This window comes from Helicobacter suis HS1 (genome assembly GCF_026000295.1).
Classification (GTDB): domain Bacteria; phylum Campylobacterota; class Campylobacteria; order Campylobacterales; family Helicobacteraceae; genus Helicobacter; species Helicobacter suis.
The window spans coordinates 502147-527094 of record NZ_AP026769.1 but is presented as its reverse complement, the minus strand read 5'-3'; the positions used below and the strand labels follow the sequence as shown (position 1 = coordinate 527094).

General features: G+C 40.6%; 30 protein-coding genes. 13 read left to right on the top strand and 17 right to left on the bottom strand.

Translation table 11 applies throughout. From position 1 onward, the window contains the following. Positions 1 to 6 precede the first annotated feature (6 nt). Both OO773_RS02915 and OO773_RS02910 read left to right on the top strand, forming a co-directional pair. Positions 7 to 738: a restriction endonuclease subunit S gene (locus tag OO773_RS02915; protein WP_264828667.1), complete on the top strand. Its 732-nt coding sequence runs from the start codon at positions 7 to 9 to the stop codon at positions 736 to 738. 162 nt (positions 739 to 900) lie between these two features. Next, complete coding sequence (locus tag OO773_RS02910; protein ID WP_040499243.1) at positions 901 to 1140, top strand: DNA methyltransferase; 240 nt, start codon at positions 901 to 903, stop codon at positions 1138 to 1140. On the opposite strand, the gene OO773_RS09950 is transcribed toward OO773_RS02910, so the two are convergent. From OO773_RS09950 to tsaD, 5 genes are all read right to left on the bottom strand, one after another. After that, complete coding sequence (locus OO773_RS09950) at positions 1105 to 1212, bottom strand: SEL1-like repeat protein (RefSeq protein WP_080552454.1); 108 nt, start codon at positions 1210 to 1212, stop codon at positions 1105 to 1107. The genes OO773_RS02910 and OO773_RS09950 overlap by 36 nt on opposite strands. Positions 1213 to 1271: 59 nt before the next feature. Then, complete coding sequence (locus OO773_RS02905) at positions 1272 to 1424, bottom strand: hypothetical protein (RefSeq protein ID WP_163499962.1); 153 nt, start codon at positions 1422 to 1424, stop codon at positions 1272 to 1274. Positions 1425 to 1895: 471 nt separating this feature from the next. Continuing rightward, a complete protein-coding gene (locus OO773_RS02900) occupies positions 1896 to 2372 on the bottom strand; it encodes a ComF family protein (RefSeq protein WP_232087164.1) in 477 nt (158 codons plus the stop codon). A 107-nt stretch (positions 2373 to 2479) separates the two neighbouring features. Continuing rightward, positions 2480 to 4075, bottom strand: a complete 1596-nt coding sequence (locus OO773_RS02895; protein ID WP_034375361.1) for a methyl-accepting chemotaxis protein — start codon at positions 4073 to 4075, stop codon at positions 2480 to 2482. 60 nt (positions 4076 to 4135) lie between these two features. After that, on the bottom strand, positions 4136 to 5176 hold the full coding sequence (gene tsaD / locus OO773_RS02890) for a tRNA (adenosine(37)-N6)-threonylcarbamoyltransferase complex transferase subunit TsaD (protein ID WP_006564670.1): 1041 nt from the start codon (positions 5174 to 5176) through the stop codon (positions 4136 to 4138). A gap of 50 nt (positions 5177 to 5226) precedes the next feature. On the opposite strand from tsaD, the gene OO773_RS02885 reads away from it, so the two are divergent. From OO773_RS02885 to serB, 3 genes are read left to right on the top strand one after another with little or no spacing between them, the layout of a single operon-like run. After that, a complete protein-coding gene (locus OO773_RS02885) occupies positions 5227 to 6228 on the top strand; it encodes an agmatine deiminase family protein (RefSeq protein ID WP_034375356.1) in 1002 nt (333 codons plus the stop codon). Then, positions 6229 to 8442 carry a carbamoyltransferase HypF gene (gene hypF / locus OO773_RS02880; protein ID WP_073115623.1) on the top strand — a complete coding sequence of 738 codons (2214 nt, stop codon included), beginning with the start codon at positions 6229 to 6231 and terminating at the stop codon, positions 8440 to 8442. It abuts the gene before it with no gap. A gap of 8 nt (positions 8443 to 8450) precedes the next feature. Beyond that, a complete protein-coding gene (gene serB, locus OO773_RS02875; protein WP_006564673.1) occupies positions 8451 to 9065 on the top strand; it encodes a phosphoserine phosphatase SerB in 615 nt (204 codons plus the stop codon). Here serB and mrdA read toward each other — a convergent pair. The 8 genes from mrdA to OO773_RS02835 all read right to left on the bottom strand — a co-directional run bounded on the left by mrdA (position 9062) and on the right by OO773_RS02835 (position 15810). Continuing rightward, complete coding sequence (gene mrdA, locus OO773_RS02870; RefSeq protein ID WP_034375355.1) at positions 9062 to 10834, bottom strand: penicillin-binding protein 2; 1773 nt, start codon at positions 10832 to 10834, stop codon at positions 9062 to 9064. The two genes, serB and mrdA, sit on opposite strands and share 4 nt — an antisense overlap. Then, the gene (locus OO773_RS02865; protein ID WP_231102765.1) at positions 10821 to 11252 is read right to left on the bottom strand and encodes a hypothetical protein; all 432 of its coding nucleotides are present in this window, start codon (positions 11250 to 11252) and stop codon (positions 10821 to 10823) included. Before OO773_RS02865 ends, mrdA begins: the two co-directional genes overlap by 14 nt. Then, positions 11252 to 11866: a ribosome biogenesis GTP-binding protein YihA/YsxC gene (gene yihA / locus OO773_RS02860; protein WP_176485243.1), complete on the bottom strand. Its 615-nt coding sequence runs from the start codon at positions 11864 to 11866 to the stop codon at positions 11252 to 11254. The genes OO773_RS02865 and yihA overlap by 1 nt, the downstream gene beginning before the upstream one ends. Beyond that, positions 11856 to 12380: a lipopolysaccharide transport periplasmic protein LptA gene (gene lptA / locus OO773_RS02855; RefSeq protein WP_238523939.1), complete on the bottom strand. Its 525-nt coding sequence runs from the start codon at positions 12378 to 12380 to the stop codon at positions 11856 to 11858. The genes yihA and lptA overlap by 11 nt, the downstream gene beginning before the upstream one ends. Beyond that, entirely contained in the window at positions 12377 to 12859 is a 483-nt protein-coding gene (locus OO773_RS02850) for a hypothetical protein (RefSeq protein ID WP_231102764.1), read from the bottom strand. The genes lptA and OO773_RS02850 overlap by 4 nt, the downstream gene beginning before the upstream one ends. Before the next feature lie 93 nt (positions 12860 to 12952). Next, positions 12953 to 13864 carry a septal ring lytic transglycosylase RlpA family protein gene (locus OO773_RS02845; RefSeq protein WP_006564678.1) on the bottom strand — a complete coding sequence of 304 codons (912 nt, stop codon included), beginning with the start codon at positions 13862 to 13864 and terminating at the stop codon, positions 12953 to 12955. 71 nt (positions 13865 to 13935) lie between these two features. Beyond that, on the bottom strand, positions 13936 to 15039 hold the full coding sequence (locus OO773_RS02840; protein ID WP_040499244.1) for a lytic transglycosylase domain-containing protein: 1104 nt from the start codon (positions 15037 to 15039) through the stop codon (positions 13936 to 13938). Further along, a complete protein-coding gene (locus tag OO773_RS02835; RefSeq protein ID WP_176485244.1) occupies positions 15040 to 15810 on the bottom strand; it encodes a TatD family hydrolase in 771 nt (256 codons plus the stop codon). It lies immediately after the preceding gene. Between the two features lie 84 nt (positions 15811 to 15894). Between OO773_RS02835 and ribE the strand changes: the two genes are divergently transcribed. The 8 genes from ribE to OO773_RS02795 all read left to right on the top strand — a co-directional run bounded on the left by ribE (position 15895) and on the right by OO773_RS02795 (position 21869). Further along, positions 15895 to 16527 carry a riboflavin synthase gene (gene ribE / locus OO773_RS02830; protein ID WP_006564681.1) on the top strand — a complete coding sequence of 211 codons (633 nt, stop codon included), beginning with the start codon at positions 15895 to 15897 and terminating at the stop codon, positions 16525 to 16527. Next, positions 16527 to 16793 carry an EscU/YscU/HrcU family type III secretion system export apparatus switch protein gene (locus OO773_RS02825; protein WP_176485245.1) on the top strand — a complete coding sequence of 89 codons (267 nt, stop codon included), beginning with the start codon at positions 16527 to 16529 and terminating at the stop codon, positions 16791 to 16793. The genes ribE and OO773_RS02825 overlap by 1 nt, the downstream gene beginning before the upstream one ends. 78 nt (positions 16794 to 16871) lie before the next feature. Next, positions 16872 to 17432: a pyruvate flavodoxin oxidoreductase subunit gamma gene (locus OO773_RS02820; RefSeq protein ID WP_034375351.1), complete on the top strand. Its 561-nt coding sequence runs from the start codon at positions 16872 to 16874 to the stop codon at positions 17430 to 17432. A gap of 9 nt (positions 17433 to 17441) precedes the next feature. Next, positions 17442 to 17870 (top strand): 4Fe-4S dicluster domain-containing protein, encoded by a 429-nt coding sequence (locus OO773_RS02815; protein WP_006564684.1) that lies wholly within the window; start codon positions 17442 to 17444, stop codon positions 17868 to 17870. Next, a complete protein-coding gene (locus OO773_RS02810) occupies positions 17860 to 19083 on the top strand; it encodes a 2-oxoacid:ferredoxin oxidoreductase subunit alpha (RefSeq protein WP_040499245.1) in 1224 nt (407 codons plus the stop codon). The genes OO773_RS02815 and OO773_RS02810 overlap by 11 nt, the downstream gene beginning before the upstream one ends. Positions 19084 to 19095: 12 nt before the next feature. Further along, the gene (locus tag OO773_RS02805; RefSeq protein WP_006564686.1) at positions 19096 to 20040 is read left to right on the top strand and encodes a thiamine pyrophosphate-dependent enzyme; all 945 of its coding nucleotides are present in this window, start codon (positions 19096 to 19098) and stop codon (positions 20038 to 20040) included. Beyond that, positions 20041 to 21351, top strand: a complete 1311-nt coding sequence (purB, locus tag OO773_RS02800) for an adenylosuccinate lyase (protein WP_006565035.1) — start codon at positions 20041 to 20043, stop codon at positions 21349 to 21351. 113 nt (positions 21352 to 21464) lie between these two features. Then, a complete protein-coding gene (locus OO773_RS02795; protein WP_264828665.1) occupies positions 21465 to 21869 on the top strand; it encodes a hypothetical protein in 405 nt (134 codons plus the stop codon). 193 nt (positions 21870 to 22062) lie between these two features. Here the strand turns inward: OO773_RS02795 and OO773_RS02790 are convergent, their stop codons facing one another. The 4 genes from OO773_RS02790 to rlmN all read right to left on the bottom strand — a co-directional run bounded on the left by OO773_RS02790 (position 22063) and on the right by rlmN (position 24937). After that, positions 22063 to 22356, bottom strand: coding sequence for a phage holin family protein (locus OO773_RS02790; RefSeq protein ID WP_040499161.1), 294 nt, complete (start codon positions 22354 to 22356; stop codon positions 22063 to 22065). Then, a complete protein-coding gene (locus OO773_RS02785; RefSeq protein WP_040499162.1) occupies positions 22356 to 22670 on the bottom strand; it encodes a hypothetical protein in 315 nt (104 codons plus the stop codon). Before OO773_RS02785 ends, OO773_RS02790 begins: the two co-directional genes overlap by 1 nt. Next, positions 22663 to 23178 (bottom strand): DUF5675 family protein, encoded by a 516-nt coding sequence (locus OO773_RS02780; protein ID WP_073115444.1) that lies wholly within the window; start codon positions 23176 to 23178, stop codon positions 22663 to 22665. The genes OO773_RS02785 and OO773_RS02780 overlap by 8 nt, the downstream gene beginning before the upstream one ends. Before the next feature lie 607 nt (positions 23179 to 23785). Next, the gene (gene rlmN / locus OO773_RS02775) at positions 23786 to 24937 is read right to left on the bottom strand and encodes a 23S rRNA (adenine(2503)-C(2))-methyltransferase RlmN (RefSeq protein ID WP_006564779.1); all 1152 of its coding nucleotides are present in this window, start codon (positions 24935 to 24937) and stop codon (positions 23786 to 23788) included. Between the last annotated feature and the right edge of the window lie 11 nt (positions 24938 to 24948).

Here is a 24948-nt window from a genome sequence, read left to right as displayed (position 1 = left end):
GTGGTCATGTGCAATATTGGAAGTGTTGGGGTGTGTTTTAAAGTTCCTGATTTAGGGCAACCTATGAGCTTAGCCACTAATTCAATTTTAATTAGACCATGTGATAGTCGTTTGTTATCTAACTTTATGTTTTACTTTTTCAAATCAGTTTTATTCCAAAAAGCTATCACTAGTATCACCACGCAAGGGGCACACCCAAAATTTAATAAAACTGATTTTAAAACCCTCAAAATCCCCCTTCCCCCTCTCTTTATTCAAGAGAGAATAGTAACCATTCTTGATTGCCTTACAGAGCTTACAGCAGAGCTTACAGCAGAGCTTACAGCAGAGCTTACAGCAGAGCTTACAGCAGAGCTTACAGCTAGAAAAAAACAATTTCATTACTATCTTAATGCGCTTTTAATTTACGAGTTTAATGCCTCCAGAGAAACAAATTTCAGGTCAGTAGAACAAACACACATAGAGTTACAAAAAAGCCAAGACACAGACATACAAAACCCAGCACTTCAAGACGGCTTTAACCCCCCAACAAGCCTTATTAAACACCCCCTACTCAAAGAGAGTTTTAGGGTGGAGTGGGTGAGATTGGGGGAAATTGGGGAGTTTGTGCGTGGGAATGGACTCACTAAGGCTGATTCACACCCGGCTAATACTGATGGCACACTTGTAGGGGCTATCCACTATGGAGAAATCCACACCCACTATAAAACCCACACGGCTACTACAAAAGCTTTGTAACGGCGCAACTGGCTAAGAAATTGAAAAAGGTTAAAGGGGGGATCTTGTAATTGTGGGTGTGAGTAAATATGTGGATAGTATTTGCAAAGCCGTGGCTTATTTTGGTGATTATTTTGGTGATAAAGATATTTGTATTGGCGGTGATACTTTTATTTGGCTACATTGAGGCCAAAACCACCCCATAAAGAAGCCTTAGAAGTACTCGAACGCCTTTTAGAAGTTGTACCTAAAAATGAAGAAGAGCCTCCAATTGTATTAGACTGCTTTTGTGGGAGTGGATCAACAGGGGTTGCGTGTGCGCAACTTGGGCTAGATTTTATCCGTGTAGAAATTCCAAAAGAATATGCCACTCAAGCAAGCATTAATTCAGAGGGATTTACTACACGCTTCCTCATATCCTAGCTCACAGGCTTTTTTAAAATATGCTAAAGCCTGCTGGTAGTCTTTTCCCACACCTTTCCCTGCATAATACATGAACCCCAAGTCGTCATAACCCTCAGTATCTCCCGTGTCTGCTGCTTTCTTGTAATATTTTAGGACTTTTGGTAATTTTTTCTCACACCCGTTCCCATCTCATACATGACCCCCAAACCGTCATAAGCCTTAGCGCTTCCTATATTTGCTGTTTTTTGATAGTATGCTAAAGCTTGCTGGTAATCTTTATCTTCAAAAGCTTTTTGAACCATTGAAAAATATGCATCGCCCTTTCCCTCAGCCTGCGCACTGCAAAGTACACCTACCAACCCTACACAACAAAACACCTTTTAACATTTTCGATTCTCCTTTGAAATAAGATTACTTTTTTAATTCTACTTTTGTATTGCTCGCCACAGTCAGTGTTTTGAGCGCAAAGAGTCTAAAGGCTTTATCGCCTCCTTATTTCTAAACTCCACCTGAAAGAAAGCGCCACAAACTAAACGAAGGGGACTGCTCACTCCTACAAAGAATTATGCGGTATTTGCTAGTATCTACCGCGAAGTAGTGAAAACCCACCCTGCCCGTTTGCTTGTTCTTATGAATGGTTAGCTTACGGATATAAAACTTTTGCCTAACATCTGCCCATTAGCATTCGAGGCTTTGTGCACTGGTTTAGACCCAAGATGTAAAGCTTATACCAGCCAAACAAGCTTAAATATTTTAGCATTTGGATATCTCCCTCAAGTTTTAGCCAGCACTAAAGCAAAGATCACGCGCGCCCCAGAATCTATCACGGTCTTTATAGCCTCTTGCATTGTACTACCCGTAGTGAGTACATCATCAACTAGAAAATAATTAAGATTAGGATCTCCTTTAAAAACAAAGTCTTTTTTGTGTTGTTGTCTAAATTGATAACTAGTTCCCGCATAAGTTACAGTAGATTTAGCCATGAGTTTGGCATAAACGGCTTTACAGTGATTCTTAAGTTCTCTTTTGCAAAAAGTACGGGCAATGATAGCTGTATGCGAATAGCCTCTTTTGACATGATCATCAATGGGCAAGGCATAGAGGGGAGAGGATTTAAAAGTGTAGTGGGCGCAAAAATATTCTCTTGCTCTTTGAGAGAGTAAGCTTAGAATACGGCTACCCAGTGTTTTATATTTGCTTTTAAGAAGCATTTCTATCTCCTCATAAAGATAGAAACTATAAACGGGCAAGCCGTGTATCATTTGGGTTTGGAAGACAAGAGGCAAGTCATCATAACAACGCTTGCAAAGAAGGTTAAAAGGCCTAGTCCATGCTAGGCACAACACACAACGCAAAACTAGACTTTAAACTTATTAAATTCTTTGCCTAATTCTTGATTGTTGGTAATCATTTGCGTATTACAATTCCCTAGTTCTTTGCGTATCTCTCCAATCTCTACAAAGGTCTTACTAAAATCATCAATCACCCGGCTAAGTTCCTCCATTTTAGCTAGAACCGTTTCATTTTGGCTCACCGTATCTTGGGATTTTTGCTTAGTTAGAGTCAAATTATCCTTAGCACTTTTGGCATCTGTGATCAAAAGCGAGGTTTTATCAGAAACCTCTTGGGATTGTGTGGCAACACTTTGCACCCTCTCGCCCATGTTTTCAATACTTTGGGTTACCATGTTAACCATAGCCGTGATCTCACCTAGAGATTTTTGGGTTTTACTGGCTAAATTGCGCACTTCATCAGCCACCACCGCAAAGCCTCTGCCGTGTTCACCCGCTCTAGCCGCTTCAATGGCCGCATTAAGGGCTAATAAATTGGTTTGATTGGCAATTTCTTCAATGATAGAAAGCACGCTTTTTATTTCAGTAGCATGCTGGACAAGTGCGGTTGAATCGGTGGCAATCTCTTGTTGGCTTTGTACAGAAGCAAGGATTAAATCCACAGACTTTTGGATTTTGGCGATAAACTCATTGAGGGTTACATCGGTTGTATTCAAGTTAGCAATGGTTTCACTCAAATTACCTTGTGCTATTTGCAAACTCTCTTCAACTTCGCGGTTGATGTTTCTAAGGCTTTGCATGGCATTTGCTTCTTTTTGTGCTGCTTGTCTTAAAATCACTGTAGATTTTTCAAGAGCCTCACCTGTGCGGTTATTATCATCTACAATTTGCTTACCAACCCGAATAATCCTTGCGATCTTATCAAAGAATTGATCAATAAAGCCAGCCACAATCCCGATTTCATCTTTAGTCTGGATATTTAAGCGCTTGGTTAGATCTGCTTCTTTAGAAGAAACTAAATTTTTAGCTGTATCTCTAAATCTGGCAAGTGGTACAATGACATTTATTTGTACGACAACTGCAAGTAGAATAGTGATTCCTAAAGAAATCCCTATCATCCAGATTAAAGTCTTAGTACTAAAAGTCTTAGCGTTATTATAAGATTCTTTTAAGGAGAGTTTAACCTCCATTACCCCAATCATGTCCCCGGGCTTATTATTAGTATGGCAACTCACACACTGCGCATCGCCTACTAAAGGCTGGAGTACCACCACTTTTTTATTTTCACCCTCCCCATGCATAAAAATTTCTTGGGGTGTTTTGGGGTTCTGGAAAAACTTTAATATCTGAGGGTCTTTAGTGAAAGTTTGATTTAGCCCAAAGAGGCGGATATCTGGCTCTCCGGGATAAAACTTCATTTCCACTCCGGGTAATTTATTGCTATCATCAATGGCTTTATAAATTGCCTTAGTTGTGCCCACTGTGATAGCCTGCACGATCGTATTAATAATAGAGGCATTGACGCTTTGGGCTACCATACGCCCCTGTATTTCGGTTAAATTGGCATAATCGCGCTTGACGATCATGAAAATAAAAAAAGTAAAGAGACCCAAAAGGACAACTAGATAGAGTACCGTTCTAGTCCGAGAGCTACTTAACATTTCTAACACAAGCACCTCCTATTGTAAGCAATACAAGTTGCTATGATAGCAAAATTACAACTATGTTTGGCCCACATAAGGCAAAGAAGTATGCGGGCAAATGTCTAAACTTTGCAGAGACGCAAATTCTTGGTGTTTAAAACTCTGTACACAGCAGCGCCCAATCATGGCCGCATTGTCGCTACAAAACTCCAAAGGAGCAAGCCATAATTGAATCTGAAACTCTTGACAAAGTGCTTCAATGGCTCTACGGATAAATAAATTCGCGCTCACACCGCCTACTAGACCAAAATTACAAATCTCTTTTTTGCTAAAGTAGTTTCTTAAAACCCGCAGTAAATGCGCGCATGCTATTTTTTGAAAACCCGCACACACCCGCGTTTTAAACACTTCTGAAAGCTCCCCTTGCTCTTTTTGCTCCAAAATAGCTAAACGCACAGCATTTTTTAAACCCGAAAAACTAAAGGCTAGATTATTATTGTGCTTGAGAGGAAGCGGAAAATTTAAGGCATCGCTATCCAAACAAGATTGTGCTAAGTTTTCAACAATAGGGCCTCCGGGATAGCCAAGACCTAGCATTTTAGAAACCTTATCAAAACTTTCGCCTAAACTATCATCTAGGCTTTTAGCGATGATTGTTATATCCGTGTGGCTGTTACATTCTAAGAGTAAAGTATGCCCTCCAGAGACAAGTAGCGCGCTTAAAGGAAACTGCGCTTTGGGGTTATTAATAAAGAGTGAATACAAATGCCCTTTGAGGTGATCAACACTAATAAGGGGGATTTGTAACCCTAGCGCTAAAGTTTTAGCCATCATCAGCCCTTCTAAAAGCGTGATGCTAAGCCCCGGGCAAGTGCTTACCCCGATAGTTTTAAGATCGCTAAAAGAATGCCCTTTTTGATCTAAAAAAGATTTTGCTTTTTCTAAGAGTATGGGTAAATTGGTTGCATGCAAGCGCGAGGCTAGTTCAGGTACAACGCCTCCATAAGGGCTATGCGCGCTCTCTTGAGAGATTTTAGCATGCCATAAAAGTTGGCTACTTTGTAGACAAGTTAAAGCCAAAGAAGAATCATCACAACTGCTTTCAATGCTTAAAACCATTCACTCTCCACTAAGATATAATAGCAGATAAAAGTTTTTTGGAGGTTGAGGTGAAGCGATTTAAGGCTGAGTGGGAGGAGCAAAGCGCGATTTTAATTGCCTTTCCCCATGTGGCTAGTGATTGGGGGGCGTATTTAGAGCAAGCACAGAATAGTTTTTATAACTGCATTTGTACGCTTTCTAGATACCAACAGGTTTTAGTTTGCGTACACCCCAATGACGCACAGACTCAAGATCGCCTAGCGCGTCTAGGGCAGGTACAAATTGTTTTAGCTGAATACAACGACACATGGGTACGCGATTTTGGGCCTCTATGTGTAGAAACTAATGGGGTTTTACTTTATTTAGATTTTATCTTTAATGGGTGGGGGGGGAAGTATCCAGCCAATTTAGATAATGCTATGAGCGCAAAATTAGCCCAAAAAGGGTTATTAAAACACCCTTTACGCCATGTAAATTTAGTTTTAGAGGGAGGGGGAGTAGAAAGCGATGGAGCGGGGACTTTGCTTGTTAATTCAGCATGTTTACTAGATTCAAATCGCAACCCCAATATGGAGGCTAATAAATTAAGCGCAATTCTTAAACAAGAACTAGGTTTAGAGCGCATTTTATGGCTAGATACGCCGCCTTTAGAAGGTGATGATACAGATGGGCATATTGATACTCTCGCGCGCTTTTTAGACCCACAAACAATTGCCTATGTTGTTTGTAATGATACTAGCGATTCACATTACCAGCCTTTAAAACAAATGGAGCAACAATTAAAAACATTTAAAACTCTTGAGGGGCGATCTTATCGTTTAATCCCCTTGCCCCTGCCAAGCCCTAAATACTACCAAGAAAAACGCCTACCTGCTACCTATGCTAATTTTTTATTTGCCAATAGCGGGGGGCAACGGGTGTTGTTTGTCCCCACCTATGGCGATCCAGCCGATGAAATTGCTATCAAAATTTTAGAGAAATTCACCCAATTAGAAGTAGTGGGCATTGATTGTTCTATCTTGATTAGAGAACATGGGAGTTTACACTGCGCGACGATGCAACTTTATTGAATGCATGTAAGAATTATTATTAGTGGACGCGTACAAGGGGTGGGTTTTAGGCCCTTTGTTTATAAATTAGCTAAAGAATTAGGCGCGCATGGTTTTGTACGCAATATAGGCGGACGGGTGGAGGTGGTGCTAGAGGAGGCGCTACTACCTGCCTTTTTACAGGCTTTAAAAACCCAATTACCCCATAAAGCTTATATCAGCCACCTAGAACACCACAGCCACCCCCCCCTAAAAACACAAGATTTTACCATCGCCCCTAGTCTATCCCCACACCTAAGCTTGCAAGATACTTTACCTTTAGATTTAGCCATTTGTGAGGCGTGTTTAAAAGATTTTAATGACCCCTCCAGCCGTTTTTTTAACTATCCCTTTGTTGCCTGTGCGCATTGTGGGCCTAGATTTAGTTTACTTTATACTTTGCCCTATGATCGCGCCCATACTTCCATGCAAAACTTCCCCTTTTGTCAAGACTGTACACAAGATTATCATAACCCACAAAGCCGCCGCTTTTTTACCCAAAGCCTCTCTTGCCCGCATTGCCCTATTTCTTTAACTTTTTATGATCCCAAAGGCAGACACATAAAAAACCCCCTAGAGAAAGCTATTGAGGCTATTTTAGACGGGGAAGTGGTGGGTTTAAAAGGCATTGGGGGTTTTGCTCTTGTGTGTCAAGCAGAGAATAAAAGGGCTGTGCAAACTATCCGTACAATCAAGGCACGGCCGTTTAAACCTCTAGCGATGATGTTACCCTCTTTAGAAAAAGCCTTAGAAGTTGTGTATTTAAACTCTTTAGAGCGTGAGGCTCTCAGCTCAGTAATAGCCCCTATTGTGCTAGCTCTTAAGAAAAATAACCACTTTGATCATCTAGCGCTTAATTTAGATAGCTTGGGGGTGATTTTGCCTTATAGCGGGCTGCATTATCTACTAACGCGTGCTTGTGGATCGCTAGTTTTTACTAGCGCAAATCTAAAAGGAGAGCCCATTATTACAGATTTAAAAAGTCTGCAAGATAAATTACCCTTAAAATATATTTTAGATCACAACCGCCCTATTATACATGGCATTGATGATAGCGTGGTGCGCTGTGTGGGGCAACAAATGGGGATTGTGCGTTTAGGCAGAGGCCTAGCTCCTCTTTATTTAGACATGAAAGCTAAATCTTTTTTAGTTGGCATGGGAGCACACCATAAAGCCAGTTTATGTTTTGCACACCAAGATAAAGCTTTGATAATACCCGATTTAGGCTCTTTAGAAAGTGTATCTAGTATTGAGCATTATAAAAACACACTAGATTTTTACACCAAATTATACGGGCAACCTGAAAGTATTGGCATAGATAAACACCCTAGATATATTTCTAGCCAAATTGGGCAAGAAATGGCTTTCAATAAAGCTAAATTAATGCCTATCCAGCACCATAGAGCCCATTTTCACGCGCTATTAGGAGAATGGGAACTAGAACATAGCCTTAAAGAAGGCATGGAGCTTTTAGGTTTTATTGCCGATGGATTTGGGCTTGGGGAAAATCAAGAATTATGGGGCTGTGAGGTTTTTAAGGCATGTTTTAAAGGGTCTTGGCAAATAGAGCGGATTTTATCTTTAAAGAGTTTTTTAATCCCTCAATCAGAGCAACTCATTAAAGATTCTAAAGTACTAGGCTATGCTTTAGCTTATCAATACCATTTAACAGATCTATTAGAGTACCTTAAAATTCCCCATGCTCTCACTCTTCAAAATATGCTAGATAAACAAATTCAAGTGTGTTCTACCACCTCTTTAGGCCGCCTTTTTGATGTTATTGCTGCTTTTTGTGGTGTGGGCGCGTTTAATACCTATGAAGGCCAAGTGGCGATGCAATTAGAGAGTTTGGCAAGAAGTGTGTCAAGCAATGCGCATTATTCTTTTAAAATCCACGATCAAAAAATCCTTTATGCCTCCATGTTAGAGGAAATGCAAGCCGAGATTTTACAAAAAAAATATGCCCTAGTGGCTAGAAAATTCCATAACACCCTAGCCCATATTACTTTTAATCTAGCGCAGTCTTATAACCTGCCCATACTCTTTGGGGGTGGGGTGTTTTTAAACCGTCTTTTATGCGAGTGCATTACAGATTTATTTAAAAACCACCCCTTTTTTCTGCCTAAACTTCTACCCTGTAGCGATGCAGGTCTAGCCTTTGGGCAGGTGCATTTTCTGGCTAATTTAAAGTTTTAAGGAGCACCATGAAACTAGCGGTATTTGATTTTGATTCAACTTTAATTAAAGCTGAGACTTTAGAGGTTTTGGCTCAAGCTTACAAGGCAGATGCAGAAATTAAAGAAATCACGCAAAAAGCTATGGAGGGGAAAATGGATTTTTATGAAAGTTTAATGCACCGGGTGGCGTGTTTAAAAGGCATGGATTTTAAAGAAGCTAAAAATATTTGTGAAAACCTGCCTTTACAACAGGGGGCTTATGAAGTGGTATTAGGTTTGCAGGCACGGGGTTATAAGGTGGTGTGTTTTAGTGGGGGTTTTACATTAGCCACCTCATTTTTTAAAGAGAAGTTAAAATTAGACGGGGATTTTAGCAACACTTTACATGTAGAAAAAGGGGTGTTAAACGGGCAAGTAAGTGGCCCGATGATGCGCGGGGATTCTAAATTTGAGCTTTTACAAAGTTTGCAAGGGCTTTTGGGGGTTAAGCAGACTTTAGTTGTCGGAGACGGGGCTAATGATATTGGCATGTTTGCCTTAGCTGATGTGAGTATTGCCTTTAATGCTAAAGAAATTGTTAAAAAAGCGGCTAAGATCGTGGCGCAAACAACAGATTTACGCGAAATTTTAGAATATGTTTAGGGTTTGATATAGCCTAATTCTACTAAAGCATTGGCCATTTCTTTAAGAATAAACCCGTTTTTGCTCCCCCCGCCTCCATGTTCAACTAAAATGGTGATCACATATTTGGGCTTTTTATAAGGTAAAAAGGCGGTGATCCAAGCATGGGAGCGGTGTAAATACTCCATATCTTGTTCTTTAATACGGGTTTTAGTGCTTTGATCAATTTCTACGACCTGAGCCGTACCCGTCTTACAAGCCAAAGCCACCTTAACCCCTCGCGTGCTGTAATATGCCGTCCCCCCTTGTGTGCTACAAGCCTCATACATGCCCTGACGCAAAGCACTTAGTTTAGATTTTTGGAAACTATTGAGCACATCTCTAACAGGGAATTGGCCTTTTAGAAAAAAGTGGGGGGTGGGGAGCTTGCCTGAGGCAATTAAGGCGGTGTAATTAGCCACTTGTATAGGGGTGGCTAAAAAAGAACCCTGACCTATAGAGGTGATTAAAGTATCGCCAGTGTTCCATACATCTCCAAATCGTTTCATTTTCCAGCTAGGATCGGGCAAGATTCCGACAAATTCATTGGGTAAATCTATCCCTGTTTTTTTCCCAAATCCCATTTGTCTTAAGGTTTTAGCTAGGTTTTCAATAGAAATATCTAAAGCAAACTTATAAAAATAAACATCTACAGATTCTTTAATGGCCTTGTATAAATCACTCTCTCCATGCCCTCCGGGTTTCCAGTCTCTAAACTTGCGTTTGCCCACTTCAATATAAGCGGGGGTGGGGATTTGCGTTTTTTCGGTGATAGGGAGGTATTCTAAAAAACTTAAAGCCGAACCCATTTTTACCACCGATCCGGGCGGATAAAGCCCATTGGTAAAACGATTTAATAAAGGGTTGTAAATATCCTCTTGTAGATTCTTCCAATTAGCCACACTAATGCCCCCGATAAATTCATTGAGGTTATATTCAGGATAACTACCGGCGGCTAAAATCTCTCCAGTATGTATATCCATCACCACTAACGCCCCTCGTTTATCTACAAAAAGCGCATCGGCGCGTTGTTGCAAGCGTTTATCTAAACTTAGAATTAAATTATTATTCGTCTTGGGTTCTTGTTTTTTTAACACTTCTAATTCTTGGTTAAGCGCATTGACACTTACAAGCTTATAACCCATTTCACCTTGTAAAAGATCGTTATATTGCTTTTCTAAGCCTGTTTTGCCTATGGTGTGGGTGTATTGGCTTTTTGGATCGCTTTGTAAATCTTTGCTATCGGCTGCTCCTAAATAGCCAATGACATGGGAGGCTAGGGTGTTGTTAGGATAATGGCGTTTGTTAGTTGCTGTGATATAAATTTGGGGGTTTAATAAAAGTTTAGGGTAGAGGGTTTGCATCTTATCATAGGGGACAAAGTCTAAAATAGGGATTGTATTATGGTTATAAAAAGAATTTTGGCGCTGGTAATTTTCTAGGGCATCTTGAATATCTAGAGTAGGGAAATAGTGTTGTAAAAATTCTAATTGGGTTTGTAATGCGTCTTTTTTAAGAGAAGGGGCTAGAGAAATACTAAAACCTAATTCATTAATGGCGAGTAATTCGTGGCGTCTATCCATGATAAGCCCGCGTGTGGGGACTAAAATTTCTTTTTTAGTCATGTTGCGCAAAGCAAGCTGTTCAAAGTAATCATTGGTTTTAATGGTTAAGATAAAAATACGCAATAAAAGCACCGCCCACACAAAGGCTAAAAAGCCCAAAGTCAAGCGGTGTCTAAGACTTTGCATAAATTCTCCATAGGACAAATTCTACAATGCTACAAAAGAGGAGATAATCCCACATCTTTAAGGGAGTATTATGCAAAGAAGAAAGCAAGGTGAAGTAGAGTACATAAATAGCTAGAATGTGGAAAGCATCCCATAAAATATGTTCTTGTAAAACACTCAGGAGGCGCTTGATTGCTAATTCTTCATAGAGGATAAAAAGTAAAATTAAAAACCCTAGAGGTTCTTGATGGATAGCCTCTAAAAGCAAAAGACAGATAAAAATCCACACTACATAGCGATCTTGATGTTCTTTAGTTTCTCGCGTTTTATAGAGGATAAATAAAAATCCAATCAAGGGGGGCATGGTAGGATAGAGGCTACACAGGTTGCTATAAAGATAAAAACACAGGCCATAAATAGAATAGGGGAGCGCTTGCATCATAAACCTAACAAAGCATGAATCACTCTTTGTTGGATACCCTTTAACGATCCAAATTTAGGGGGCAAGGTTGCTATTTTTAGAGTGCTGACAAGCAAGTGTGGGGTTTTATAATAAAGGGCATGTTGATCGTGGCTATTTAATTTGTCAAACTTGGTATAAACACACATGATCTGTTGATCGGGTTTGATCACACTCTTTAAGAATTGTTGCAACGCTGCATCTATTTCTAAATTAGGGTGTCTGGAGTCTATGAGGTGTAAAAATAATTTGATACTCACCCGTTGCTTTAAAAGAGTGTATAAAAACCCTCCCCATTCTTGTTTTAAACTTTTAGAGACTTTGGCATACCCAAATCCGGGCAAATCCACACAACCAAATTTAACCACCTCTTGTTCTAATTGCCAAGTGGTGGTGAAGAAATTAGCCGTTTTGGTCTTACCCGGTGTGGTTGAACTTTTAGCAATCTTGCACTCTAAAAGCTGGTTAATAAAAGTACTTTTGCCAACATTGCTACGGCCTAAAAACGCCACTTCAGCCATGTTAGCTGGCGGGCAATCTTGCAGACGCGTACTAGATCGCACAAAGTGGGTTTTTAAAACTTTAATGGGCATGTTTTTGCTTAGCCTTTTTAGCCTTCTGTTTCTTTTGTGTTTCCTCCATATCACCCATATCAAAGACAAATCTAGCCGGTTTATCCTTGCCCCCTAAAACATTTGCATAGCCATGTTCTTTGCTTAAGATAATTTCCTCGCCCTTAACGGAGTTGACTTTACCTATTTCATTAACCACCGCATTTTGTAAGAGACGGTATTCTTGTTTGAGGGCGTTATAAATCAACCGGTCAGAGTGCCCCTCAACTTCTCGCCCATCTTGAGTAAACAAATGGAATTTAACATCTCCAAAAGCCTCGTATCGGGTGGGTTGGCGCTTTTCATTGGTGTAAATAATCACTTTATTAGCTATAAGCGTATCTTTACCCTTTTTGATGTGTACATGCCCTTCAATAATGGTGATCTTCTTTAAATCATTGGCTAAAAATTTATCAGCGGTTACCTCTAAAGTTTCTTTAATAGGCAAAGCAGAAACTAACCCCACAAGCAATATATAACACAATAATCTTTTCAAAATTTAAAGCTTTGAGAGCGCGGATTTTTTTGGGATCGCTCTGCGCTGGCTAAATTGATAATGGCATGGATACTTTGGGCTTTAAGGATTTTAGTGATGTGGTTATAGGCAATATTTTGGCCGCTAAAATCCCCCTCTGGTGCGCTAAGTAAAAAATCACCCTGCCCCTGGAAAGTTTGCTTGCTATGATCATAAACTCCTTTCTGACTCCAAAAACTTTCGTGGTTGCTCGTGGTGTAGAGTACACCTTTTGGAAAATTATAGAGATTTTCATGCCGAATCAATTCCTCCCCTTTGGCATGTTCAAGCATCTGGTTTTTTGGATCAAATTTACTCAAAGTAAAATCATAGAGTACTTCATGATCGCTAAATTGCAAGGCTCTACTCCCCTTAATACTTAAATCCGTATCTGTTGTGTTGGTTTGGAAGGCGTTAAAGTTATGCAGTTCAATCTTGGCAAATTTTTTACTTGTGGGCATTGTATCTTTTTGTGGTCTAAGAAAAAATAAGATCAACCCCCCCATAGCAATGGCCAAACCGATAAAAAATAGCCATACAGAATTTAAGCGCACCTATTCACGCACCAAAATACTAGGTTTACCCAAAGTCTTAGCATAGTCATTAGCTTCATCTTGGCTTTTAAAACCCTCAATAAAGACGCGATAAATGGGTCTATTACTTTTAATCCCCTCCACTACTTGGGTGGTGTAGCTCTTTTCTTTTAAACTCGCTTGTAAAGCCCTTTTTGCTTGGAGTGCTCCTTGTTGGCTTCTAAAAGCTCCCATTTGTAAAGAAAAATTGCCCCCACTATAAGTTTTTTGACTCTCCCCTACTTTAAATTCTTGTTTGAGTACTTTAGCTTGCTTGTTTTGATCAAGTGATTTTTCATATTGCTTAGCAATTAGCCCTCCAAAGCCTAGTACCTCTAAACGCACCGGAGCAACCCCTTTGCCAACTAAAGCAATATCTCTAGCTGCGGCATTGGAAAGATCGATGATGCGATTAGCCACAAAGGGACCTCTATCATTAATGCGCACAATTGTACTTTTATTATTATTTTTATTAGTAACCTTGACAATAGTATTCATCGGTAAAGTCTTATTAGCTGCTGTATGGGCGTACATATTGTAGGTCTCCCCATTGCTGGTACGCTTAGCATGGAAATTAGGGCCATACCAGCTAGCATAACCATCAAAAGTCTGTCCGACATTAACTCTAGTTGGATAATACATTTTCCCACCCACGCTATAAGGACGCATCGTAGCGCGTTGTATTGCCTCTGAATCGCGCATGCCCGCTGTCAAGCTAGTAGAAGAGGGAGTTACAGATTGAGGCGCTTTATTCTTTTTATGACGGTGGAAGAAAGAGAAAAAGGAATGTTTATGAGGACGGGGTTGCTCGGGCGATCCAAAATCTCTAGCGTCCTCATAAGCCCGCAAACTTTCATGCTTACTAAAAACAGAGTGTGTAACCGGTGTACTCACTTGGGTACTTTTTTCTTTAGTACAACTAACCAACACCACACACAGCGCCGCTAAAATATAACTATCTTTCATTAAAACTCATTTTGTGCCACTTTTTTAGAGTGATAGGATTTTTTAAGCACAGGAATCATGATCTGTTGGTTACGGCTTAAATAAGAACTTGTTAGATTATTAGCAGATTTAATCATGGAAACGCTGCTATGAAATCTTCGGGCGATAGAATACAAAGTTTCTTTAGGTCTGACTTTATGCCTGATAAAAAGCGCGGCCACGCCACTACCTGGTTTATAATGTTGCCTAAAATAGGCTAGATTTTCATAAGGGATATAGACCATACTAGAAGTTCCTGTGGGTAGAAAATTATAACGGAACTGGTGGTTATAGGCTTTGAGTTCTGATAAAGAGAGGTGGGCGCTTTTGGCTATCTCTGAGAATAAGGTCCCCCCTTGTAACTCTAAACTCGCTAAGCTTTGTCTAGCGCCACGATTGAGTAAGTAGGCTTTATGCCCTAGCGTATCTAAATTATTAAAGGCAATGGCTAAACTCAAGATAGAGCGGATATAGTGGCGTGTTTCTTTAGGCAGAAATTTCTTATCCTCATCTAAAAGCACATTGATATTATCCGTGCCAGCTAATACAACAGCCTCTTGTACTCTTCTAAGCCCGTAGTTATAAGCCATAGCCACTAAATACCATTGTTTGGTTTGTTTATAAAGCATGTGGAAGTAGCGAATCGCTGCTTGCGTACTTTTAATAGGATCGCGCCGTTCATCTAAATAACGCCCCACATGCAAACCTAGCATTTTAGCCGTCTCTGGCATGAGTTGCCAGATCCCTACAGCCCTTTTCACGCTATAAGCACGGGCGGAAAACTTAGATTCTGCCATAGCTAAAAATAAGAATTCTACGGGGATATTAGCTTGAATGAGCATGCTTTTAATGGTGGGGATAAAAATGCCATTAGCATCGTAGCGTTGTACCAACTTACCAAAGGTTTGTTCTACACTCTCAAGGGTTTGTGTATTTTCCACACTTGTTAAAAACGCTACATCTACCCCAAAGGCATTTAAGGTTTTTAAACTCGTGTTACTGATAATGGATTGGGCATTAAGATTTGGCATTAAAAAAACACAGCTAAACAAAAGAATAAAAAATTTCTTTAAGGGTGGAGTCATTTAAGAAACCTTTGGTAAGCCAAAGAGAGTTTTGGCATTATGTGTAGTAATTTTGGCAAGATCTTCTAAATTAATGCAACACACCTCTGCTATTTTTTGAGCGATTAGAGGAATGTGGTGGGGCTGATTGCGTTGCCCTCTGAAAGGGTGGGGTGTGAGATAGGGTGCATCGGTTTCTAATAGCAAACGATTTAGAGGAATTTGGGGCAAAATGGCTACTAAATCTTTGGCATTTTTAAAAGTTGCCACACCTCCGATCCCATAGTAAAACTGAGAGGAGAGTTTTAAAAGCAAGGGGTGGGCATTATAGCAGTGTAAAACCCCTTTAAGTTTTGGGTATTGTTTTAAAATAAGGTAGGCATCTTCACTGGCCTCTCTAATGTGCACAATCAAGGGTTTTTCAAATTCTAAGGCTAGATCAATTTGTGTAATAAAGGCCTCTTTTTGAGATGCTATAACTGTTTGATCGGGTGTCTCTAGGCGGTGGTAATCTAACCCACATTCACCCACAGCCACGCATTTAGGGTGTGTAATATGCTCTCTTAAAACATTCAGATCAAAATCTTCTAAGTCTAGGGGGTGTACTCCCACAGCAAAGTATAAATTCTGGTGGGTTTCACATAGCTCAATGGCGCGTTTTAAATCCTTAGGACTAGCAGCAGGGATAATCGCTGTTTGTACCCCCACTTCTTGGGCATTTTGCAACACTTTTAAAAAATCTGCTTGGTAGGAGGGGTGATCTAAATGGCAATGGGTGTCCACAAGCTCCATATTTATTTCCTCTAATGATAATAAAAAAGTTCCATTGTACTATAATTTACACGCCATATACATTAAAAACTAAAGGATTGAGGCGTGTTTAGTGGACTAATCCAAGAAATGGCTGTTGTAAACTCCTTTTCAGGCGATTTACTAGCGCTTAAAAGCCAATATCAACCTAAAATTGGTGATAGTATCGCTGTTAATGGGGCTTGTTTGACTGTGGTTGGGATTTCTCAAGGGGGTTTTTCTTTGCAGTTAAGTACGCATACACAACAAAGCATTGCGCTAGAAAACTATCGCCCGGGATCATTAGTGCATGTAGAGCCGGCTTTAAGGGCTAGCGATCGCTTAGATGGGCATTTAGTACAAGGCCATGTTGATGGAATAGGCGTTGTACTAGGAAGTAAACCTGTGGGTAATCAAGTTTGTGTGCAAATTAAAGCCCCTACGCATATTTTAGAGTTATGCATTCCTAAGGGTTCTATTGCCATTGATGGGGTGAGTCTTACTCTTGCTAGCATAGAGGCAGATTTTTTTGAATTAGTCATCATTGAGCACACCTTTAAAAATACCCTCTTTGCTTCTTATAAAAAAGGACGGCGGGTTAATATTGAAAGCGATATGTTAGTGCGATCCATTGCCCATTTCTTACGCCGTACAAAAAATAGTGCTACAAGAAATATTGTTTCGTGGCAAGAGATGGACGCTTTGGTAATGGGTTATTAATGGGCATGCCAAAAGCTGTAGCACTGGCCTATAATATTGAGCAAGATCACGCGCCAAAGGTTGTAGCTAGTGGTGTGGGCAGTATTGCAGAGGCCATTATGCAAAAGGCCAAAGCCTTTGATATTCCGCTTTTTTGTAATGAGAGTCTGGTAGAATCTTTATTGCATTTACCAGTCGATCATGCAATTCCGCCTGAACTTTACCAAAGTGTGGTTGAGGTCTTTATCTGGTTACAGGATTTAGCAAAAGATCGCCAAATGAGTTAGGATTAATCAAAATTTCTTATTTTGGCTGTATAATGGCGCGACTTCGTATTTAATCAATCTACATTAATAAGGAGTAAAATGCTACAGATTAGATGGCATGCAAGAGCTGGACAGGGGGCAGTTACGGGGGCTAAGGGTTTGGCCGATGTGGTGGCCACTACAGGCAAGGAAGTACAAGGCTTTGCAGTCTATGGTTCGGCTAAAAGAGGGGCGGCGATGACGGCGTATAACCGGATTGACTCAGAACCCATTTTAAACCATGAAAAATTCATGAATCCAGATTATGTCTTAGTTATTGATCCGGGGCTAACTTTTATTGCAAATATTACAGAAGATGAAAAAGAGGAAACCACTTATATTATCACCACCCACCTCTCTAAAGAAGAGTTATTAGAGAAAAAGCCTGATTTGGCTAATAAAAAACTCTACACGCTTAATTGCATTAAAATAGCGATGGATACGATCAAACGACCCATTCCTAATACGCCTATGTTAGGGGCTTTAATGAAAGTTTCTGGCATGCTAGAGTTGGAGTTTTTTAAAAACACTTTCAAAGAAGTATTGGGTAAAAAGATGGCTCAGGCTTTAATTGATGCTAACATGATGGCTATTGATCAAGCTTATCAACAAGTGCAATAAAGGACTCCCATGAATAATTGGCAAGAATTTGCAATCGGTGGCGTACTGTTTCCCTTTGAAAAAGAAGGGCAAGAGGAATTAAGTAAACATAATGATACACGCAACTACACCCAAGAAAGTTCTTTTACAGCTAGCGTAGCAAATTGGCGTGTAGAAAAGCCCGTGCACAACAAAGAGGTTTGCATTAACTGTTTTAATTGCTGGGTTTATTGCCCGGATGCGTCCATTCTATCTCGTGAGGGTAAAATGAGTGGGATAGATTATGAACATTGCAAGGGTTGTGGCGTGTGTGTAGATGTGTGCCCTACTAATCCTAAATCTTTGCTCATGTTTGATAATCTTGAACCCCTAGAAGAGGCGCTTACTAAGTGGCCGGAGAAAACACCGGGCATTAAAAAGAAAAGTTACCGCACAGAAGGGGGTTATAATGGCTTCTAGTTACCAAATGAATGCCGTAGAGGCTTGGGATGGTTGTACCGCTAGCGCGCATGCTTTGCGCCAAGCCCAAGTTGATGTCGTAGCAGCTTATCCTATCACCCCCTCTACCCCCATTATCCAAAACTACGGCTCGTTTAAAGATAATGGTTATATTGATGGCGAGTTTGTACTAGTTGAATCTGAGCATGCGGCTATGAGTGCGTGTGTGGGGGCTGCTGCGGCTGGGGGGCGGGTGAGTACAGCTACTAGTTCACAAGGTTTTGCTCTAATGGTAGAGGTGCTTTATCAAGCCTCTGGCATGCGCTTGCCTATTGTGCTGAATGTGGCTAATCGCGCCCTAGCCTCTCCGCTTAATATCCACTGTGATCACTCAGATATGTATTTAGGGCGTGATAGCGGTTGGATTAGTCTTTGTACCTGTAATCCCCAAGAAGTCTATGATTTTACGCTCATGGCCTTTAAACTAGCCGAACATGCAGAAGTGCGCGTACCTGTCATGGTGCACCAAGACGGATTTTTATCCTCCCACACCGTGCAAAATGTACGCCCATTAAGCGATGCGGTTGCTTATAAATTTGTGGGGGATTATCTGAGTGTGCATTCTATGTTAGACTTTGATAAACCCGTTAGCTATGGGGCACAGGCAGAAGAGGAGTGGCATTTTGAACACAAAGCTAAGCTCCACCATGCCATTATGCACTCTAGCAGCGTTTTAGAAGAAATTTTTGGCAATTTTGCCAAGATCACCGGTCGCCAGTATAATCTCATTGAAACCTTTGGAATAGAAGATGCTGAAGTGGTTATTTTTGCTCTAGGCACTACCTATGAGTCTGCTATCGTGGCGGCTAAAAAAGCCCGTGAGAAAGGGGTTAAAGCCGGTGTAGTAACTACGCATTTATTACGCCCCTTCCCCTTTGAATTGCTTGCCGGTGCGCTTAAAAATGCTAAAGCAGTGGCTGTAATGGATAAAAGCTCCCCTTCTGGTGCACTAGGTGCGCTCTTTAATGAGATTGCAGCTAGTTTATACCAAGCCCCCGGCTCCAAACACCCCGTATTAAGCAATTATATTTATGGGCTAGGTGGTAGGGATTTAACCCAAGCTAATTTAGATTCTATCTTTGAGGCGTTAGTACAAGACGCTAAAAAAGGGGGTCTTACCCACCCCACGCAACAATTTATCGGACTTAATGGTCCTGAATTGTCTTATTTCTAAAAAGGAGAAAACATGGTTAAAGAAGTTAAGACACTTAAGAGTTTTAGCCAAGCGGCTGAAAAGTTTGAAGGCTCACACCTTCTTTGTCCGGGTTGTGGGCATGGCATCATTATACGCGAGGTACTCAACGCCGTAGATGGGCCTATTGTGCTGGGTAATTCTACGGGCTGTTTAGAAGTGTGCTCAGCGGTTTATCCCCACACTTCTTGGGATGTACCTTGGATTCATGTAGGTTTTGAAAATAGCTCTACGGCTGTATGTGGCGCAGAAAGCATGTATAAAGCTCTAGCTAGAAAAGGCAAATATACAGGGCAACGGCCTAAATTTGTCGCTTTTGGAGGCGATGGCGCATCTTATGATATTGGGTTTCAATTTATCAGCGGTTGTTTAGAACGCGGGCATGACATGACTTATATTTGTTTGGATAATGAAAACTACGCTAATACCGGTGGGCAAAGGAGTGGGAGTACGCCTATGGGAGCGAGCACAAGTACCACCCCCGCAGGTAAAGTCAGTTTTGGAAAGAAAGAGCGCAAAAAAGATCTACCCCTAATCATGGCCGCTCATGGCATTCCCTACACCGCTCAACTTGCCCCCAACAAGTGGAAAGACATGAATAAGAAAATTAAAACCGCGCTAGATACAGAGGGTCCATGTTTTATTAACGCGCTAAGCCCCTGTCCTACTGAGTGGAGATACCATTCCTCTTTGGCCATTGAAATGACAGATTTAGCGGTGGATTGTCTGATTTTCCCCCTCTTTGAAATTTTCCATGGCACAGAATTAAAAATCACCTACCGCCCGCGTAATATTTTGCCTGTGCGCGATTATTTGGGCGTGCAAAAACGATTTGCCCATTTGTTTAAAAAAGAAAACGAACACATTATTGAAGCCTTACAAAAAGATGTAGATACCCGTTGGGAGTACTTACAGCGACGCGAAGAAGCTAAGGTTTAAATGCTTGATCGCTATTCTAGGGAGGGGATGTTAGCCTTGTGGAGTTTACGAAACAAATTTGATACTTATCTAAAGGTTGAAAAAGCCGTTGCTAGCGCGTGGTATCAACTAGGTTTGATGAGTGCTGTGGATTGTGAAAAAATCCAAAAGGCATGGTTTAGTCTGGAGCGTATCCACACCCTAGAACAGACTACAAAACACGATGTGATAGCTTTTATTAATGCTGTATGTGAGAATCTAGGCGATGAAGCGCGGTTTTTCCACTATGGCATCACCTCTAGCGATTGTATTGATACAGCCCTAGCCTTGCTGTTACAAGAAAGCCTTAAAATTATCTTGAAAGATTTAGACGCGCTTTTAGCTGTGCTTAAAAAGCGAGCTTACGAATTTAAAGACACACTTATTATTGGTAGAAGCCATGGTATCCACGGTGAGCCTCTCTCTTTTGGGCTAGTGTGGGCGCTGTGGTTTGATGAAATGTGGCGGCATATGCAGTCTTTAAAAGTTGTGCTAGAGGAGGTTGGGGTTGGTATGATCAGTGGTGCAATGGGTAATTTGGCGCATATCCCCTTAGAGTTAGAGGAAATTACCTGTACCTCATTAGGCCTTAAAGTTGCCCCCATTACAAACCAAGTGATTTCTAGGGATCGCCACGCTAAAATGATCAATGCTATAGCACTACTGGCTAGCAGTTGTGAGAAAGTTGTGATTAATATCCGCCACTACCAACGCACAGAAGTTTATGAGGCAGAGGAATATTTTAGCAAGGGGCAAAAGGGCAGTTCAGCCATGCCACATAAACGCAATCCGGTACTTAGTGAGAATATTACCGGGCTTTGCCGTGTGATTCGCGGGTATTGCATGCCTATGATGGAGAGTGTCGCACTCTGGCATGAGCGCGATATTAGCCATAGTTCAGTAGAACGATTCATTTTCCCCGATATTTTCACCACAACAGATTTTATGCTTGATCGCCTCACAACACTTTTAAAAAATTTGGTGGTTTATCCGGAGAATATGCAACAAAATTTAGAAAAAACGGGGGGGTTGATTTTTTCACAGCGGCTTTTGTTAGAGTTGCCTAAACTAGGTTTTAGCAAAGAGCAGAGTTATACTATCATTCAAGAAAACGCCGCTAAAGTTTGGAAAAGTTTACAACAAGGCAAACACACCCCAGATTGCTTTTTACACACGCTTTTAAAAGACCCCCGCCTAGAAAAAGTTGATCGTAGCTTTTTAGAAGAGTGTTTTGATACTAGCTATTATCTGAAAAATACAGATCAAATCTTTACGCGGGTTTTTGGTATTTAATAAAAGGGTAGGCATGGCAATACAAATCACTAAGCTACAAGATCAAAAAGTAGATGCACTCGTAGCAGATCAAATCTTTACGCGGGTTTTTGGTATTTAATAAAAGGGTAGGCATGGCAATACAAATCACTAAGCTACAAGATCAAAAAGTAGATGCACTCGTAGCGTATTATGAAAAAGTAGTTTATCTACCGTTTATTAGCAAGTTGATCGCCAATTTTATAGAAATTCAATTTATTTTCATCATCGCCACGCTCTCTAGCGCAGAGTTACCAGAAGCGTTTGAGAGAAAGATCAAAGATTATAGGGATCAAGGTATCCTAGAAACTACTAATTTTGAAGTAGAATATTACACATCCCCCTCATCCTCTAAGAATAACAAACAATGCGAATATGTGCCCCCTATTAGATGTGAGAAAAACAAAGTCTATCTTTCATACCCCCCCCCATTCCACCGCAAGCCCCTATTTAAGGGGCTTAACCACTTCCCTAAACCTCCTCTATTCACCCTCATTTAGCACACATGGCACAAGTCTAAGGCACACCTATAACCTTAACGCCTTTTATCATAGCTATTTTTTACCAACCTGTCAAGTTGCAAAAATCCATTCTAAGGCCTCTCTAAGGCCTTTGATAGTATATGTATGGCAATTGGTTAGCTAAGGGCTTAGAATGCAATTTAAGAGATTGTTTTGTCATGAGACTACTTGACTACTTACGGATACTAAGAATATTTTTTACCACCTCAATAGCCTTATCAATCCCAAAGTAGCCCACACTGGCACTAAATCCGACTTTGGCCATGTATGGCAGATCGGTAGCGCTAAGCATGGTAAACACGCATAGACTAATAAAGCCACTCACACAGGCAAACTTAAACGCGTGTTTCAGGCCTTTACTCCCACTACTAAAGTAATTTAGAGTGCCCCCTACAATGCCAATTAGCCCAATAGGCAAGAGTTCGGCGTATTGTTGGAGCTTGAGCGCGCTAGCAATAAAATCCATTAATCAAGCTTCTTAGTAAGCTCATCAATCAACATGGATTTAGTAATCCCATAAGCCTTTGCTTGCTTGATCAAATCACTTAGCACTTTAGAAGCGATTGTATTGTTGTTAGGGTGATTGCTTAAGGCATCGATCAAATCCATTCTAGCCGGATAATTCGTTAAAGTTTTATCGGGCTGGACTGCACAGGCAGTAAGGGCTTCAATACTGGTATTATAGAGTAAAAAGTAATGGATATTTTGGGCAATACTGAGAGTTAGACCTACACTTACAACACCAATTGAGAGCATTTTAAAAATATTGGACTTAGGCATTAGACTTTAAACCTCTAACTTCTAGGACAATATTAGAAATGCCATGCGTATCGCAAAAGTTATAAAACTGCTCAACGGCCTTAGTAGAGTTAGTGATCTGGCCTGTTTGTTCGTTATAGCCAGTGCCTAGCAAAATACAGCCTAGAGTATCAAGAGCATTATTGCCAACATGGATCATAATACGGCGATCGGCAAATCTAGGATTATTAGGATCATGTAGCCAAATAGCCTTGTTTAGACCTAATTTATGGGCTTTGCGGTAGAGTGGTGGGACACAAACAGAACTATTTGCCCATTGCAAAGTATATAGGCGAGGGATAATTGGCTTATCAAGGTTAGCGCTATCTGTGGGCGTTCCGAAGTTCTCCATGCTATAAAGGCTTAGCACTTCCTGCCCCTGTTCATCATAAACTTTGAACTCTCCTAGAGTGCCTGCTTCAGATTTAGAATTTTTGCTCACTACTGGAGTAGACTTCAAGCGCTGCAACACTGCCCTAAAATTAGTCATGCAAATAGCCTTAATAATTGTATTGTTCAGTGCAATATAGCTAGATTGAGTAAAGTAATAAAGGGTTAAGGTTAGCATAACGAATAATTGAAACCAAAAAAAGAGAAAAAAGGCGCTCTTTAAAAATAGCTTAAATTAGCTAGATTTAAGGGTTACATAGGTGGCGCTAGCGCGCTTAAAAATATAGCCAAACTAGATTAATACAGCCACGCAGAGCCACACAAAAGCCAAAAACGCCTCACTAGCCTAAGAAACAAAGGCCTTAGAGAGGCTTGACAAGTTGGCTTTAAATAGCTATGATCAAAAGCGTTAAAGTTATAAGAGTGCCGAATGTGTGCCAATGTGCTAAAGTTAGGCTAAATCGGGAGGTTTAGGGAAATGGTTAAGCCCCTTAAATAGGGGCTTGCGGTGGAATGGGGGGAGGGTGAAAGATAGTAACACCTAAGACTTTACTAGCTTGTCCAATGGATAATGAATTATTTATTTTCATAAAATCATTCTAAACGATCGCATAGATTAATCTAAACCACCCTAAAATCTATTTATTTAAAACTTTGCCAAAATCCATAACACTGAATGGCCTCTAAAAAACGCATCTCTAAAAATGCTACGCCCCACTAATCCCGCGCGTTTTTTCTCTAAGCTGTCCACAGGCTGCGCTAATGTCTAAACCCTTTGAGAGGCGCATTGTGCAAAGTAAACCCCTTTGGTTAAGAAAGTCTGCAAACTGCTTAACTTTTTCTAAATCGGGGCGCTCAAACTTAGAATGAGTGGTAGGGTTATAAGGGATAAGATTAATTTTAGATCGCAACCCATTGAGCAATCTAAGCAAAGCTTTTGCATGCTCTAGCCCGTCGTTATAATCTTTAATCACCAGATATTCAAACATCAGCCGTTTACGCGCATCTATAGGAAAGCGCCTTGCGGCCTTTATTAACTCTTGGATATTGTAGGTTTTATTAATGGGCATGAGTTTAGAGCGCAATTCATCATTTACCGCATGTAAAGAAATAGCCAGTTGTACACCCAAATTAAGTGCCCCTAAAATATCCATCATAGGCACAACGCCGCTTGTTGAAAGGGTGATGCGACGGGGGGAAATATTAAGCCCATGTGGGTGGCTTAAAATCTTAAGAGAGCGCACCACCTGCTCAAAATTATGCAAAGGTTCGCCCATGCCCATAAACACTAAATTAATCCCCTTAGTAGGCTCTAGCGAATGCATGCGCTTTAAAGCCACCACCTGCTCTACAATTTCACCCGCTTTTAAATTGCGCACAAATCCCCCCTTAGCTGTGGCGCAAAACACACAGCCCACCTTACAACCAATCTGTGAACTCAAACAAAAAGTGAGTTTTTCCTGTGCTAAAATCTGCCCCTTATCCCCTATTTGTTTTTCCTTCATCACCATAAACACGCTTTCAAAGCTATGCTGATCGTGGGTGGCAAATAAACATTTTTCACTTTTATCTTGGCTACATTCTTTAACCAATAACTTTAAATTCTGGATACAAAAATCCCTCTGCAGGGTTGTTTTTAAAGATTTAGGTAGATTGTGCATTTGATCAAAAGAGGTGGCATAGCGCTGGTAAAGCCAAGCAAAAATTTGTTTAGCCACAAAGGGTTTAAAATGGTGATCAGCGGCGTAGGTTTGTAATTCTTCAAAAGTCAGGTTATAAAGCGATTGCATCCAAAGCCTTTCAGAATTGATACACATTTTAGCCCTAAAATGCTTAAATCGCTGTGCTATAATGGGGATTTTGGAGGTTT